The organism is Micromonospora sp. NBC_00858 (genome assembly GCF_045207365.1).
GTDB lineage: Bacteria > Actinomycetota > Actinomycetes > Mycobacteriales > Micromonosporaceae > Micromonospora.
In genome coordinates, this window is sequence record NZ_CP108828.1 from 730,443 (window position 1) to 745,200 (window position 14,758).

8 protein-coding genes are annotated in these 14,758 nt (G+C 70.6%); 4 read left to right on the plus strand and 4 right to left on the minus strand.

Annotated features, from left to right (window positions below):
* The first annotated feature begins 35 nt into the window (after window positions 1-35).
* On the plus strand, window positions 36-713 hold the full coding sequence (locus tag OG990_RS03455) for a cellulose binding domain-containing protein (RefSeq protein WP_406078959.1): 678 nt from the start codon (window positions 36-38) through the stop codon (window positions 711-713).
* 65 nt (window positions 714-778) lie between these two features.
* Here the strand turns inward: OG990_RS03455 and OG990_RS03460 are convergent, their stop codons facing one another.
* Window positions 779-1,222, minus strand: coding sequence for a hypothetical protein (locus OG990_RS03460; RefSeq protein ID WP_406078960.1), 444 nt, complete (start codon window positions 1,220-1,222; stop codon window positions 779-781).
* Between OG990_RS03460 and OG990_RS03465 the strand changes: the two genes are divergently transcribed.
* Both OG990_RS03465 and pulA read left to right on the plus strand, forming a co-directional pair.
* Window positions 1,197-1,487, plus strand: coding sequence for a cellulose binding domain-containing protein (locus OG990_RS03465; protein ID WP_406078961.1), 291 nt, complete (start codon window positions 1,197-1,199; stop codon window positions 1,485-1,487). The genes OG990_RS03460 and OG990_RS03465 overlap by 26 nt on opposite strands.
* Window positions 1,488-1,617: 130 nt before the next feature.
* Window positions 1,618-7,119 (plus strand): pullulanase-type alpha-1,6-glucosidase, encoded by a 5,502-nt coding sequence (gene pulA / locus OG990_RS03470; protein WP_406078962.1) that lies wholly within the window; start codon window positions 1,618-1,620, stop codon window positions 7,117-7,119.
* A 77-nt stretch (window positions 7,120-7,196) separates the two neighbouring features.
* Here the strand turns inward: pulA and OG990_RS03475 are convergent, their stop codons facing one another.
* Both OG990_RS03475 and OG990_RS03480 read right to left on the minus strand, forming a co-directional pair.
* The gene (locus OG990_RS03475; RefSeq protein ID WP_406078963.1) at window positions 7,197-9,479 is read right to left on the minus strand and encodes a hypothetical protein; all 2,283 of its coding nucleotides are present in this window, start codon (window positions 9,477-9,479) and stop codon (window positions 7,197-7,199) included.
* A 441-nt stretch (window positions 9,480-9,920) separates the two neighbouring features.
* Window positions 9,921-11,402, minus strand: coding sequence for an aminopeptidase P family protein (locus OG990_RS03480; RefSeq protein WP_328418704.1), 1,482 nt, complete (start codon window positions 11,400-11,402; stop codon window positions 9,921-9,923).
* 132 nt (window positions 11,403-11,534) lie between these two features.
* On the opposite strand from OG990_RS03480, the gene asnB reads away from it, so the two are divergent.
* Window positions 11,535-13,496: an asparagine synthase (glutamine-hydrolyzing) gene (asnB, locus tag OG990_RS03485; RefSeq protein ID WP_328418703.1), complete on the plus strand. Its 1,962-nt coding sequence runs from the start codon at window positions 11,535-11,537 to the stop codon at window positions 13,494-13,496.
* A gap of 115 nt (window positions 13,497-13,611) precedes the next feature.
* Here the strand turns inward: asnB and OG990_RS03490 are convergent, their stop codons facing one another.
* Window positions 13,612-14,718 carry a lytic polysaccharide monooxygenase gene (locus OG990_RS03490; RefSeq protein WP_355612779.1) on the minus strand — a complete coding sequence of 369 codons (1,107 nt, stop codon included), beginning with the start codon at window positions 14,716-14,718 and terminating at the stop codon, window positions 13,612-13,614.
* Window positions 14,719-14,758: the final 40 nt, after the last annotated feature.

The window sequence follows — 14,758 nt, forward strand, 5'->3', positions numbered from 1 at the left end:
CGCTGGCGCCTCGGCGGGGGACGAGGGGAGACCTGGTGGCGGTGCGGCCGGACGGTGCGGGAGATGCGCGGACTGCGACCCGGGTGCTGGCTTCGGTGCCGTGGATCGTGGTGCTGCTCGGCGTCTGCGTGCTGGTGGTGCTGCTGGTGGTCGCGCTGCTGTCGTTCCGTACCCGGGAGCGGGAGGGCGCGCCCGTGGCGGCGCCGCCGGTGTTCCTGCCGACGGTGCCGGCCGCTGCGTCGTCCGGCGGGGGGCCGACGCCTGGTGCGGAGCGGCGCTCGGCGTCGCCGCGGCCGTCGCGCAGCACCAGGACGCCGTCGCCGCGGGTCACCACCAGCTCGCCTGCTCCCGGCCGGACGAGCGCCCCGGCGGTGCCGCTGGGTCCGGCGGGCGACACGGTCACCGCCCGGTACCAGGTCGGTACGGATGGCCGGGACGGGACCGCGGCGGTGCTGTCGATTACCAACGGGTCGAGTCGGTCGGTGGACTGGCGGGTGGAGTTGGCGTTCGACGACGACATGCGGGTCCTTCGGGTCAGCGACGACTCGGGGATCTCGGTGTCGGCGCGCGGGGACGGCGAGTTCGTGTTGCGGGGCACCCGTTCACTGGACCCGGGCGACACTCGGACGCTGCGGTTGCGGGTCGGCTGGGACGACTCGGCGGAGCGGCCGGTCCGGTGCACGGTCAACGGGGCCGACTGCCAGCTCGGCTGACCTGGTGCCCGGTTCGGTGGGGCAGGGCGGGTGTTGTCGGCGTTTCCAGGCCTGGCCGCCGATCGCTACGCTGCCCGGACGGCCCGCTGAGGGAGGTACATGTCCGGCATGCGTCGCGCCCCGCGACCGTCCCACGGTCCAGTCGCCATCACGTCGTCGCCCTGGATAGTGGTGTGCGCCGGCGTCGTCGTGATGGTGGTGCTGCTCTTCGTGGTCCTGGGCGCGTACCGGGGGCGTAGTCCGGCGCCGGACGACGCGTCGGCGCCGACGCTGCCATTGCCGCAGACGCCGGTCCCGCCCACCGGCCCGGCTCCGACGTCGTCGGCGCGGCCGTTGCTGCCCGGGCTGTCGCCGCGCGCGACCGGGCTGCCGCCGAGCCTCGCGGCCGGGTCACGAGCGCCGACGGTCAGCCCGTCGGCCCGGCCGAGGTCGACGACGCGGGCACCGGATCGGCCGCCGGCGATGAGTGGCCGGTACCGGGTGGTGCAGAGCTTCGACGGCGGTTTCATCGGCGAGGTGCTGATCGCCAACGCGACCGGCGAGGACCGGGGGTGGACGGTGCGGCTGGATTTCTCGGGTGGGCGACTGGTGACCACCTGGGTGGAGGGCGTGCCACAGGGGACGGTGCGGCAGACCGACGGCGCCGACTTCACGTACGTCAGCGGGGTGGACGTGCCGGCTGGCGCTTCGGTGGCGTTGCGGTTCCACCTGGAACGGGCGTCCACCCGTCCGCAGGGGTGCACGGTCGACGGGGTGCGCTGCACGGGGTTCTGATCTGGACGGTCGTCGGCTGGCGCCTGCTTTCGCAAGGAAGCTGCTTTGTTGCGACTGTGTTTGCAAGGTATTGCAGAATGTTTCGGCGAGGGTTAGCGTGCGGCCAATCAGCGACCAGAGGAAGGCGTCGATGAAACCCCCGCCGATACCGCGCACCGCCCTGCTGGCCCTCGTCTCCCTGCTCACCCTCACCCTCGTCGGCACCCCGGACGCCGTGCACCAGCTCGGCGGCGCGGCGGACCCCCGGCCGTCCGGCACCGACCCGCTGGCCGCCGCCGGCGCGGTCCAGTGGCGCGACGAGCCCACCGCCGAGGTGCTGCTCGACGCGGGCAGCGACACCGCCCGCGCCGAGCAGTTCTACTTCGTCCTGCCGGACCGGTTCGCCAACGGCGATCCGCGCAACGACCGGGGCGGCCTCGCCGGTGACCGGCTGCGGTCCGGCCTCGACCCGACCGACAAGGGCTTCTACCACGGCGGCGACCTCAGGGGCGTCATCGACAAGCTGGACTACATCCAGGGGATGGGCACCACGGCCATCTGGCTCGCCCCGATCTTCAAGAACCGGCCGGTGCAGAGCAAGGGCGACGACATCTCGGCCGGCTACCACGGCTACTGGATCACCGACTTCACCCAGGTGGACCCGCACTTTGGTACGAATGAGGAGATGAAGCGGCTGGTCAAGCTCGCCCACCAGCGCGGTATCAAGATCTACCTCGATGTGATCGTCAACCACACGGCCGACGTGATCAAGTACGCCGAGGACCGGTACGCCTACGTGGACAAGGCCACCTCGCCGTACACCGACGCGCAGGGGCGGGCGTTCGAGGACCGCAACTACGCCGACGGCAGCCGCGCCTTCCCGCCGGTGAACCAGGCGTCGGCGCCGTACACCCCGGTCTTTCCCGACCCGGGTGACGCCACCGTCAAGGTGCCGGCCTGGCTGAACGACGCGACGATGTACCACAACCGGGGCGACTCCACCTTCGCCGGCGAGAACAGCGAGTACGGCGACTTCTCCGGCCTCGACGACCTGTGGACCGAGCGACCCGAGGTGGTCCAGGGTCTGACCAAGGCGTACGGGGACTGGATCGGCGCGACCGGCGTCGACGGGTTCCGGCTGGACACCGTCAAGCACGTCAACATGGACTTCTGGCCGCAGTTCAGCAAGGGCATCGAGCGGGCCGCCGAGAAGGCCGGCAAGAAGGACTTCTTCATGTTCGGCGAGGTGTACAGCGCCGACCCGGAGATCAGCTCCAGCTACGTCCGGCAGGGTGGCCTGCCGGCCACCATCGACTTCGCCTTCCAGGAGGCCGCGCGTGGCTACACCGCCGGCGCCGGCTCAGCGAAGGCACTGGCCGACGTGTACGCCCGCGACGACCTCTACGCCGCCCGGGACACCGACGCCGGCCGGCTGACCACCTTCCTCGGCAACCACGACATGGGCCGGATCGGCTCGTTCATCGCTGGCGGCGGCACCGCCCCGGCGAGCCACCTTCGCCGCGACCAGTTGGCCCACCAGCTGATGTTCCTCACCCGCGGCCAGCCGGTGATCTACTCCGGCGACGAGCAGGGCTTCACCGGCCCCGGCGGGGACAAGGACGCCCGGCAGGACATGTTCGCCTCGAAGGTCCCCGACTACCTCGACGACGACCTGCTCGGCACCGACCGCACCCACGCCAGTGACCAGTTCGACCCCACCCACCCGCTGTACCGGACCATCGCCGAGCTGGGCCGGCTGCGTCAGGCGCACCCGGCGCTGCGCGACGGCGTGCAGGTCACCCGGTACGCCGCCGACGGGCCGGGCGTCTTCGCCGCCTCCCGGGTCGCCCCCGCCGACCGCATCGAGTACGTGGTGGCGGTGAACAACGCCGACTCCGCGCAGACTGTCACCGTGGACACCTGGTCGGCCGGCGCCACGTTCACCGGCATCTACGGTTCGTCCGGTGCAGCCACGGCGGGTGCCGACGGCAAGCTGACCGTGACCGTGCCGCCGCTGTCGGCGGTGGTGCAGCGGTCCGGTACGGCCATCGCGCAGCCGGCCGGCAAACCGACCGTCACCATCACCACCCCCGCCCCGGACGCGCTGGTGGCCACCCGGGCCGCGGTCACCGCCAAGGTGACCGGTGACCCGCTGGCCACCGTCACCGTCGCGGCCCGGGTCGCCGGTGGCCGGTGGACGCTGCTCGGCAGCGCCGACCACGCGCCGTACACCGTGCAGCACGACCTGACCGGGCTGGCCGGCGGAACGCCGGTGGAGTACAAGGCGGTGGTCCGCGACGGGCGGGGCCGCACCGCGACCGCCCGGTCCACCGCCATCGTCGGCACGCCCGAGCAGGGCGGGTCCCGGGAGTGGGCGGTGGTGCACTACCAGCGCACTGCCGGCGGGTACGACGACTGGGGCCTGTACGCCTGGGGCGACATCGACCCGGCGTACGTCACCGAGTGGCCGAAGGGGCAGCCGTTCGCCGGGGAGGACTCCTACGGCCGGTTCGCCTGGGTGAAGCTCAAGCCGGGCGCGAAGTCCGTGGGTTTCGTGGTGGTCGACAGGAACGGCACCAAGGACGTCGACGCGGACCGCAGCATCGACGTCACGCAGACCGGTGAGGTCTGGCTCAAGCAGGGCGACCCGGCGATCTACCCGACCCGGCAGGCGGCCACCGGTGAACCGGCGCCGCCGGCCGAGGAGGGCACCGCGGTGATCCACTACCGGCGGGCCGACGGCAACTACGACGGCTGGGGCCTGCACCTGTGGGACGGAGCGGCCAACCCGACCGAGTGGTCGACGCCGGTCCCGCCGACCTCCACCGACGCGTTCGGCGCGGTGTTCCGGGTGCCGCTGGCGGCCGGGGCCACCGGGCTGAGCTACATCATCCACCAGGGCGACACCAAGGACCTGCCGGGCGACCAGCGGCTCGACTTCGCCAGCGCGGGCCGGGAGGTGTGGCTGCTCGCCGCCACCCCGGGCCGGCTGCTGCCGTCGACCGCGACCAGCGCCAGCGGGGACACCGACATCAGCAAGCAGAAGGCGCACTGGATCGACCGGTCCACCGTGGCCTGGCAGACCGGGCCGACCGACGGCAGGACATACGCGCTGGTCGCCGCGCCGACCGGCGGGGTGAGTGTGGTCGACGGGGAGCTGACCGGGACGTACACCACACTGCCGCTGCGGGCGCAGCGCAACGGGCTCACCGAGGCCCAGCGCACCGCGTTCCCGCATCTGTGGTCGTACCGCGGCTTCAACCTGGACCGGGGGGACCTGGCCAAGGTGCCGGCGGCGCTGCGCGGGCAGTTGCTGGTCACCGAGCGCGACGCCGAGGGCGCCCTGCTTGCCGCGACCGGCGTGCAGATCCCCGGTGTGCTCGACGACGTGTACGCCGGGGCCGCCGACGCCACCCTCGGGCCGACCTTCGCCGGTCGCACGCCGAGCGTGGCGCTGTGGGCGCCGACCGCCCGGACGGTGGCGCTGCAACTGTTCGACTCGCCCACCGCGCAGCCGAAGACGGTGCCGATGCGCCGCGACGACCGCACCGGGGTCTGGTCGGCGCGGGGCAGCCATGCCTGGACCGGGAAGTACTACCGGTACCAGGTGCAGGCGTGGCAGCCGGCGGCGCAGCAGGTGGTCACCGCGTCGGTGACCGACCCGTACTCGGTGGCTCTGGCGGCGGACTCCACGCACAGCCAGTTGGTCGACCTGAACGACCCGTCGCTGGCACCGGCGGGCTGGCGGACGCTGCGCAAGCCGGCCCCGGTGCCGGCGGCGAAGGCGCAGGTCTCCGAGCTGTCGGTGCGGGACTTCTCGATCGCCGACGACACCGTGCCGGCCGAGCGGCGGGGCACCTTCCTCGCCTTCACCGACCCGAAGACCGCCGGCATGACCCATCTGAAGGCGCTCGGCGACGCCGGCGTCACCCACCTGCACCTGCTGCCGGCGTTCGACTTCGCCACCATCCCTGAGAAGCGGGCCGACCAGCGCCAGCCGGCCTGTGACCTGCCGGCGCTGCCGCCCGACTCCGAGGAGCAGCAGAAGTGCGTGGCGGCGGTCGCCGAGTCCGACGGCTACAACTGGGGCTACGACCCGCTGCACTACACCGTGCCGGAGGGCGGCTACGCGGTCGACCCGGCCGGCGCGGCGCGGACCACCGAGTTTCGGCGGATGGTCGCCGGGGTGAACGACGCCGGCCTGCGGGTGGTCATGGACGTGGTCTACAACCACACGTCGGCGGCCGGCACCGACGCGAAGTCGGTGCTCGACCAGGTGGTGCCCGGCTACTACCACCGGCTGCTGGAGGACGGCACGGTGGCCAACTCCACCTGCTGCGCCAACACCGCGCCGGAGCACGCCATGATGGGCAAGCTGGTGGTCGACTCGCTGGTCACCTGGGCCCGGCAGTACAAGGTGGACGGCTTCCGGTTCGACCTGATGGGTCACCACCCGAAGGCGAACATCCTGGCCGTGCGTAAGGCACTGGACCGGCTGACCGTCGCCCGCGACGGGGTGGACGGCAGGTCGATCCTGCTCTACGGCGAGGGCTGGAACTTCGGCGAGGTCGCCAACGACGCCCGGTTCGTGCAGGCCACCCAGGCCAACATGGCCGGCACCGGTATCGGCACCTTCAACGACCGGCTGCGTGACGCGGTGCGCGGCGGCGGACCGTTCGACGCCAACCCGCGGACGCAGGGCTTCGCCTCCGGGCTCTACACCGACCCGAACGGCGATGCGGTCAACGGGTCACCGGCCGAGCAGAAGGCCCGGCTGCTGCACGCCCACGATCTGATCAAGGTGGGGCTCACCGGCAACCTGCGCGGGTACCGGTTCACGGATTCCGCCGGACGGCAGGTCACCGGCGCGCAGGTGGACTACAACGGCTCACCGGCCGGCTACACCGCCGCGCCGGGGGAGGCGGTCACCTACGTCGACGCGCACGACAACGAGATCCTGTACGACGCGTTGGCGTACAAGCTGCCGCAGGCCACCGCAGCGGTGGACCGCTCCCGGATGCAGGTGCTGGCGCTGGGCACGGTGGTGCTGGGGCAGGGCACCGGCTTCGTCACCGCCGGCACCGAGCGGCTGCGGTCGAAGTCGCTGGACCGCAACTCGTACAACTCCGGTGACTGGTTCAACCAGATCCGCTGGGACTGCACGCGGGGCAACGGGTTCGGCGCCGGCCTGCCGCCGGCGCCTGACAACCAGGACAAGTGGTCGTACGCGCGGCCGCTGCTCGCCGATGCGGCGCTGGTGCCGGGCTGCGCGGCGATCGACACGACCGACGCCCGGTACGCCGAGCTGCTCAAGATCCGCGAGTCCTCGCCGGTCTTCGGGCTGGGCAGCGCCGACGAGGTGCAACGGCGGCTGGCGTTCCCGCTGTCCGGCACCGCAGAGACGCCCGGCGTGCTCACCATGACGCTCGACGGCCGTGGCCTGGACCCGCGGTGGGCCTCCGTCACGGTGGTCTTCAACGGCACTCCGGAGGCTGCTACGCAGCGGCTGTCCGGGTTGCGCGGGGCGGACGTGACGCTGCACCCGGTGCTGCGGACCTCGGCCGACCCGGTGCTGCGGACCGCCTCGTTCGACGCGACGACCGGCACGTTCACCGTGCCGGCGCGGAGCGTCGCGGTGTTCGTACAGCCCTAGTTCGCACGGGTCGACCCCCTGCCACCTCCGGTGGCAGGGGGTCGACCTTTTCCGTCGCTGTTCCGCTGTCGCGTTGCTCAGTTGAAGCAGTCTTCGACGGTGTTGGCGCAGTTGGTGGGGTCGTTGTCGGTGACGGTGGAGTCGTCGTCGAGCTTGACCTTGCCATCGTTGTTGAAGATGCCGCCGGCGATCCCCTTGTGGTCCTTGCCCTTGTCCTTCTCGTTGCCGTTGTCGGCCTTGTTCTTGGTGACCTTGGTGTTGGTCAGGGTCACCTTGCCTTCGTTGTTGTAGATGCCGCCGCCGTTCTTGCCGGCGAAGTTCTCCTTGATCTTGTCGTCACGCAGGACCAGGGTGGCCGAGTCGTCCTCGTGGTCCTTGTTGGACCAGGAGCCCTGCCAGGCGGCCGGGCCGGTCATGCCGCCGCCGTTGTGCTTGTCCTCGAAGGGCTCGCCGTTGAAGAAGCCTCCACCGAAGCGGTTCGCGCTGTTCTCGAAGATCTCGCTGTCGGTGACGGTGGCCGTGCCACGCTTCTCCTCGTCCTTGCCCTTGGACTTGCCGTGGTTCTTCTCGTCGCTGCTGACGTTGTAGATACCGCCGCCGTCCTTGTGGGCCTTGTTCTTCTCGATGGTGCTCTTCTTGACCGTCAGGACGGTGTCGACAGCGGCGATGCCGCCGCCGTTCTCGCCGGCGGTGTTGTTCTTGATGAAGGTCCAGCTGACCTCGACGAAGCCGTCGTTGCTGAACAGGCCGCCGCCGTTCTTCTTGGCGGTGTTGCCCTCGATCAAGGTCTTCTCGATCGTGACGGTGCCGGCCTTGCCGTCCTTGTCCTTGCCGTCCTTGTCCTTGCCGTCCTTGCCGTAGCCGTTGGCGCCAGACTCGTACTTCTTCTCCTTGTCCTTCTCCTTGTCCTTGTCCTCGTCGCCGTGGCCGTTGGCGACGCCGCCGCCGTTCTTGCCCGCGGTGTTGTTCGTGATGCGGGACTCGGGGCCCTTGCCGTCGTGGGAGCCCGTGACGTCGAGGACGCCGGCGTTGAAGATGGCGCCGCCGTCCTTTCCGGCGTGGTTGTTGTCGAAGGTGCTGCCCTCGGCCTCGACCCGGCCGAAGTTGGCGATGGCGCCGCCGTTGTTCTCGGCGCTGTTGAGGACGAACTTGGCGTTCACCAGGTGGGCCTCGCCGCCGCGTTCGACCAGGATGCCACCGCCGTCGCCCTCGTGCTCCTTGTCGTCCTTGCCGTCCCAGTCGGACTTGTCCTTGCCCTCCCAGTCGGACTTGTCCTTGCCGTCCCACTCGGACTTGTCCTTGCCGTCCCACTCACGCTTGTCCTCGGCCGGCTTGGTGGATGTGGCGGTAGGCTTCGCAGCGGGAGCCGCTGCGGGAGCGGCGGCCGGAGCCGCGGCCGGAGCCGCAGCGCGAGCCGCACCGGGAGCCGCAGCCGGAGCCGCAGCGCGAGCCGCACCGGGAGCCCCACCGGGAGCCGCAGCGGGAGCCCCACCGGGGACCGCAGCCGGAGCCACAGCGGGAGCCCCACCGGGGGCACCACCGGGAGCCGCAGCCGGAGCCGCAGCCGGAGCCGCAGCCGGAGCCTTGGCGGGAGCCGCTGCCGGGGCGGCGGCCGGAGCCGCAGCGGGATCGGCGAGCGGCTCCGCGACCGGAGCCCCGCCCCCGATCCCGTTCTGGTTGCTGGGGACCGCCTTCTTCGGCGGCGGCTTGGGCTTGTCGTGGTTGTCTTCCTTGCCGTCCTTCTCGTACTTGCGGTCTTCGCCGGCGGCGCCGTTGCGGATCGTGACGTCCTTCAGGGTCAGGTCACCGCCGTTGGCGACGCGGAAGATCCGGAAGCCCTCCTCGGCTTCCCGCTTGATCGTCGCGCCGTTGCCCTCGATGGTGATTTCCTGCTTGATCGTCGGCAGGCCCGCCTCGGACTTCTTGTCGTGCTGGTCGAGCTCGTAGGTGCAGTCCTTGGCCAGCTTCAGGGTGCCGCCGTCGTCGCGGTTGGCCAGGTCGAGGGCCTCGACGAGGGCATCGTCGTCGCACTCCACCTCCCGGACGCGATCGCGGTCGTCCTTGTCCTTGTCGTCCTTGTCCTTGTCGTCCTTGCCCTCGTGGTCCTTGCCCTTGTCGTCCTTGCCCTTGTCGTCCTTGGCCGCGTCCTTGCCGTCGTCGCTGACCAGCTGGGAGGTCGACCACTTGACGTCGGTCAGTCGGTGTCCGCCGGTTACCCCGGTTGTGGCGTAGGCGACGCCCGCGAGGCTGACCGCTCCCGTGAGGCCCGCAACGCCGGTGACAAGCCAGAGCCGGCGGCGGCGGAACGGCGAGTTCTTCTCGCCTGTCGCGTCATCGCTATTGCGAAGGTATTTGGACATCGGAGCTCTCTGCCCTCTCCTTGTACCCAGACAAGGTCGCTTCGCCGTGGCGAGGCGGCCTTCGCTACAAATCGGTTGTAGCTGCTGAACAACACCGTATGGGAGAGTTCTTCACTATGCGGGCGAATCCGAAGAAACCCCACATTGGGCATGCCCGGCGCGGACGGCAGGAGTGGGGACGCCCAGGGCCCCTGGGCATGACCGGTGCTGAGAACGCGGCCGGTGGCGGAAAGCTCACGGATGCCGCCAGGCCGTGGCTGGTGGCGGAAAGCTCGCGGGGACGCCGGGGAGGATCAACGGTGATGGTCGGGCACACTCATCCCGTACGGCGCGGTAGCGGCAAGATCAGCCCAAGACGCCGGCGGGCCCCGCCGCCGGAGTCTCACGACGAATACGTCGCAGACGCCGGCGGCGGGGCCCGCCGTTGTCGTACGTGCGAGGTCAGACCGGCAGGCGCGGGCCCGCCTCGCGCTGCTCGGCCAGCCAGGTCTCCACCTCGTCCGCGGTGCGCGGCAGGCCGGCCGACAGGTTCACCGCGCCGGTCGCGGTGACCAGCACGTCGTCCTCGATGCGCACGCCGATGCCGCGCAGCTCGGCGGGGACCAGCTCGTCCTCCGGCTGGAAGTACAGCCCCGGCTCGACGGTGAGCACGTAGCCCTCGCCCAGCGTGCCGTCGCGGTAGTTCTCCTTGCGGGCGTTCGAGCAGTCGTGCACGTCGATGCCGAGCATGTGGCCGAAGCCGTGCAGTGTCCACCGCCGGTAGACCGAGGACTTCTCGTCCATCGCCTCGTCCACGCTCACCGGCAGCAGGCCCAGCTCGGCCAGGCCCTCGGCGAGCACCCGCATGCAGGTCAGGTGGACGTCCTTGAACTTCACCCCGGGCCGGATGGCCTCGATCCCGGCCTGCTGCGAGGCGTACACGATGTCGTAGACCTGGCGTTGCAGGGCGGTGAACCGGCCGCTCACCGGCAGCACCCGGGTCACGTCGGCGGTGTAGAGGTTGCGCCCCTCGACACCCATGTCCATCAGCAGCAGGTCACCCGGTCGAGTGGCGCCGTGGTTGTGCACCCAGTGCAGGATCGTGGCGTGCTCGCCAGCGCCGACGATCGAGCCGTACCCGACGTCGTTGCCGTCGTGCCGGGCCCGCAGCGCGAAGATCCCCTCCAGCAGCCGCTCCGAGACCGCCCGGTCGGCCGGCAGGATCCGGGCCACGTCCTCGAAGCCACGCACCGTGGCGTCGATCGCGTCCTGGAGTTGGCCGATCTCCCACTCGTCCTTGACCAGCTTCTGCTCCGAGATGGCGATCGCCAGCTCCCGGTCGCGCGGCGGCTGCCCTTCGGCGCGGACGCCGTCGTACGGGCGTACCGCTGCGTCCACCTGCGTGTCGAAGCCGCGCAGCACCCGGGTCCGCCCCGGCGCCAGGTCGGCCAGCGTCGCCTCCAGGCCGGTCAGGTCTGCGGTGGGAAGGCCCAGCTCGGTGGACTTCTCGCTGAGCGTGTGCCGCCGGCCCACCCACAGCTCGCCGTGCCGGCTGCGGAAGAACTCGTCGGTCTCCCGGGACGAGCGGGGCCGCATGTACAGGGTGGCGTCGTGCCCCGAGCCGTTCGGGCGCAGCACCAGCACGCTGTCCGGGTCGTGGTCGCCGGTCAGGTAGACGAAGTCACTGCCCGGCCGGAACGGATACCCGGTGTCGTTGGCCCGGACCTTCTCGGGGCCGGTCGGGATCACCAGCGTCTCGCCGGGGAAGGCCGCCGACAGCGCGGCCCGCCGCTTGGCGTAGTTGGGGGCCTCCTGCCGGGGCGCTACCGGGAGCGCGGTGTCCCGCCAGCCCTGCCGCATGAAGGACAGGAACGCCTCCGGGAAGTCCGGATCATGCGATTCCGTACCGTTCGTCGGCGTTCCGTCGGTGCGTCCCTCGGTCATTGCGCCGCTCCCTCCGCTTCGTTGCTGGTCCAGACCGTATCGCGCGCCCGGTTCCCGATGGTGCCGGCCAGGGGGCTCCGGATCAACGGACGGCTGCGACGGGCCGATGGCGCGCGTGGAAAGATGTCCACCATGTGCGGACTCCTGGCCTTCTTCAGCGCGAACGGTAACGCCGCCGCGCACCGCGACCACATCGCCGGAGCGTTGGAATGCCTGCACCACCGCGGCCCCGACGAGACAGGGGTCGAGGTGGTCGGCGACGCCTCCGGCCGATACGCGGACGGAGTGTTCGCCCACAAGCGGCTCGCCATCATCGACGTCGCGTCGAGTCACGAGCCGCTGCCCTACGCGAACGGCCGTTACCTGCTCACCTTCAACGGTGAGATCTACAACTACATCGAGCTGCGCGACGAGCTGGTCCGGAACTTCGGCGCCCAGTTCGCCACCGCCGGTGACGGCGAGGTGATCGTCGCCGGCTACCACTTCTGGGGCGAGCAGGTGCTCACCCGGCTGCGCGGCATGTTCGCCTTCGTCATCTGGGACCGGCAGGAACGGCGCGCGTTCGGCGCCCGCGACTACTTCGGCATCAAGCCGATGCACTACCTGGAGACAGCCGACGGGCTGTACCTGGCCTCGGAGAAGAAGGCGCTGCTGCCGTTCGCGCACAGCAACTACCAGGGCGACGCGGGCGTCGACGCGGCCAACCTCAGCCACTACCTGACCCTGCAGTACGTCCCCGAGCCCGGCACGCTGCACAAGGGCGTCAACCGGATCGGCTCCGGGGAGTACCTGACCTGGACCCCGGGCGGGCGGATCGACGTACGCCGCTGGTACCGGCCGGTGTTCCGGCCGGCGCCGGTCGACGACGAGCAGAAGCTCTACCACGAGATCCGGGAGACGCTGCGGGAGAGCGTGCGCATGCACATGCGCTCCGACGTGCCGGTCGGTTCGTTCCTGTCCAGCGGCATCGACTCCACAGCGGTGGTCGCGCTGGCCCGGGAGTTCAACCCGAACATCCTGACCTTCACCGTCGGGTACGACGTACCGGGGTATTCGGAGATCGACGTCGCGCAGGAGTCGGCCCGGCACCTGGACGTCACCACCATCCCCACCAAGATCGGTCCGCAGGACATGATCGACGCGCTGCCGAAGATCGTCTGGCACCTGGACGACCCGGTGGCCGACCCGGCGCTGGTGCCGCTGTACTTCGTGGCCAAGAAGGCCGCCGAGCACGTCACCGTGGTGCTCTCCGGTGAGGGTGCCGACGAGTTCTTCGGCGGGTACACGATCTACCGCGAGCCACTGTCGCTCGGCACCGTCAACGGCCTGCCCGGTGGGGTGCAGAAGGGGCTGCGCGCGGTCTCCAAGGCGATCCCGCAGGGGGTCAAGGGCAAGAGCTTCCTGGAGCGCGGCACCACCCCGATAGAGGAGCGCTACTACGGCAACGCCCGGATGTTCACCGAGGAGGAGAAGCAGCACCTGATGCGCCGCTACGACCCCTCGGTGCGCTACACCGACGTGACGGCGCCGATCTACGCCGAGTGCACCGAGCTGGACGACGTCACCAAGATGCAGTACGTCGACCTCTACACCTGGCTGCGCGGGGACATCCTGGTCAAGGCCGACCGGATCTCGATGTCCCACTCGCTGGAGGTGCGGGTGCCGTTCCTCGACCGCGAGGTGTTCGACGTCGCGGCGAAGATCCCGGTGGACCTCAAGCTGCCGCCGCGCTCGGACGCCACCAAGTACGCGATGCGCCAGGCGTTGCAGGGCGTCGTCCCGCCGGCCATCGTCAACCGCAAGAAGCTGGGCTTCCCGACCCCCACCCGGGTGTGGCTGCGCGGCGAGATGTACGAGTGGGCCCGGCATGTGCTGAGCACCTCGGGCGCCGGCGACCTGCTCGACCTGTCGTACGCGCTGCGGCTGCTGGACGAGCACAAGCGGGAGGAGGCCGACCACTCCCGCAAGGTGTGGACCGTGCTGATCTTCTGCATCTGGCACGCCATCTTCGTGGCCAAGACCCTCGACCCCGGCATCCAGCGCAACCAGTCCGCCCTGCTGACCAAACCGGTGGTCGGCTCCATGGTCCGCTGACCCCGCTGCCCGCCCCGACCCTGTTGATCAAGAGGTTTGCGTCACCGGAACGCCTCCGGATGACGCAAACCTCTTGATCATTTCGGGGTGGGGTTGGACGGGGGCGGGGTTGGGTTTAGCGGCGGGCGCAGGTGACTGTTGGCAGGGTGTTGGTGCCGGTGGTGCTGGCCAGGAAGCCGAAGGTGGTGGTGCCCTCCGGCGCGACCGTGCCGTTGTACGAGACGTTGCTCGCCGTCACCGACGAACCGGACGAACTCTGGGTGGCGTTCCAGATCTGACTGATCGACTGCCCGCTGGGCCACGTCCAGCTCGCGGTCCAGCCGGCGAACGGCGTACTGCCGTGGTTCATGATCATGACTTCGCCCTGGAAGCCGCCCTGCCAGGCGCTGACGACCTTGTAGACCGCCATGCAGTCACCGCCGTGCGGCGGCGGGGTGGTCGGGGTGGGGGTTGGCGGGGGAGTCGTCGGGTTCGGCGGCGGGGTGGTCGGGGTGGGGGTCGGCGGGGGAGTGCCGCCCGGACCCACGCCGGTCACCTGGCCGTTGCCGCCGTCGAAGGTCACGTCGGAGCAGCCGAAGAAGTTCTCCTGCGAGTCCGAGCGCACCCAACGGGAGTAGATGATGTGCCGGCCGCTCTTGCCCGACGGCAGGTTTCCGCTGAAGTAGTAGTGCCCCTCGTTGGTGCCGACCCCGCCGCGCTGCGGCGGGTTGGTCACCGTCAGGAACGGCTCCTCCAGGTCGCCCCACGCCAGCGGCCGGTTCGGGCTCCAACTGTCCTTGGTCACGTAGAAGTAGAAGGTGCCCGGGTGGTGCGCCCAGTTGCTGTACCGGAAGTCCAGCCGCGCCCCCGAGGTCAGGTGGGTCAACGGCCAGTCGGTACGGGCCAGGTCGTAGCCGCTGTAGCCGGAGTTTCCGCCGCTGCACAGCTGCCCGTCCGGGATGAAGCCGACGGTCCGGCCGCCGGCGTCGGAGCGCAGCACGCTGAACCAGTTGTAGAGCGAGTTCGCCCCGCTCTGCGCCACGGCGGCGGAGCACGCGGGGTTGTTCGGCCTGATCTCGCCGGTCTGGCTCAGGCCGTCCTGCCAACACAGGAAGGTACGGCTGCCGGGGGTCATCGCCGCACCGTGCGCGGCGGCGGGCTCCGGGCTGGAGGTCAGGGCGACGGCGCCCAGGGCGAGGGTCACGGCCGCGATGAGCAACGCGGCCGTACGGGATCGTTTCACGGGTTCTCCTGACTCGCGAGGCGCGCCGCCCGAGCCGCCC

Bases quoted from the DNA above. Each gene is read 5' to 3' on its own strand.
- OG990_RS03460 (WP_406078960.1), bottom strand. From the start codon at position 1,222: ATGAAACCGCCGTCGAAGCTCTGCACCACCCGGTACCGGCCACTCATC.
- pulA (WP_406078962.1), top strand. From the start codon at position 1,618: ATGAAACCCCCGCCGATACCGCGCACCGCCCTGCTGGCCCTCGTCTCC.
- OG990_RS03475 (WP_406078963.1), bottom strand. From the start codon at position 9,479: ATGTCCAAATACCTTCGCAATAGCGATGACGCGACAGGCGAGAAGAAC.
- OG990_RS03480 (WP_328418704.1), bottom strand. From the start codon at position 11,402: ATGACCGAGGGACGCACCGACGGAACGCCGACGAACGGTACGGAATCG.
- asnB (WP_328418703.1), top strand. From the start codon at position 11,535: ATGTGCGGACTCCTGGCCTTCTTCAGCGCGAACGGTAACGCCGCCGCG.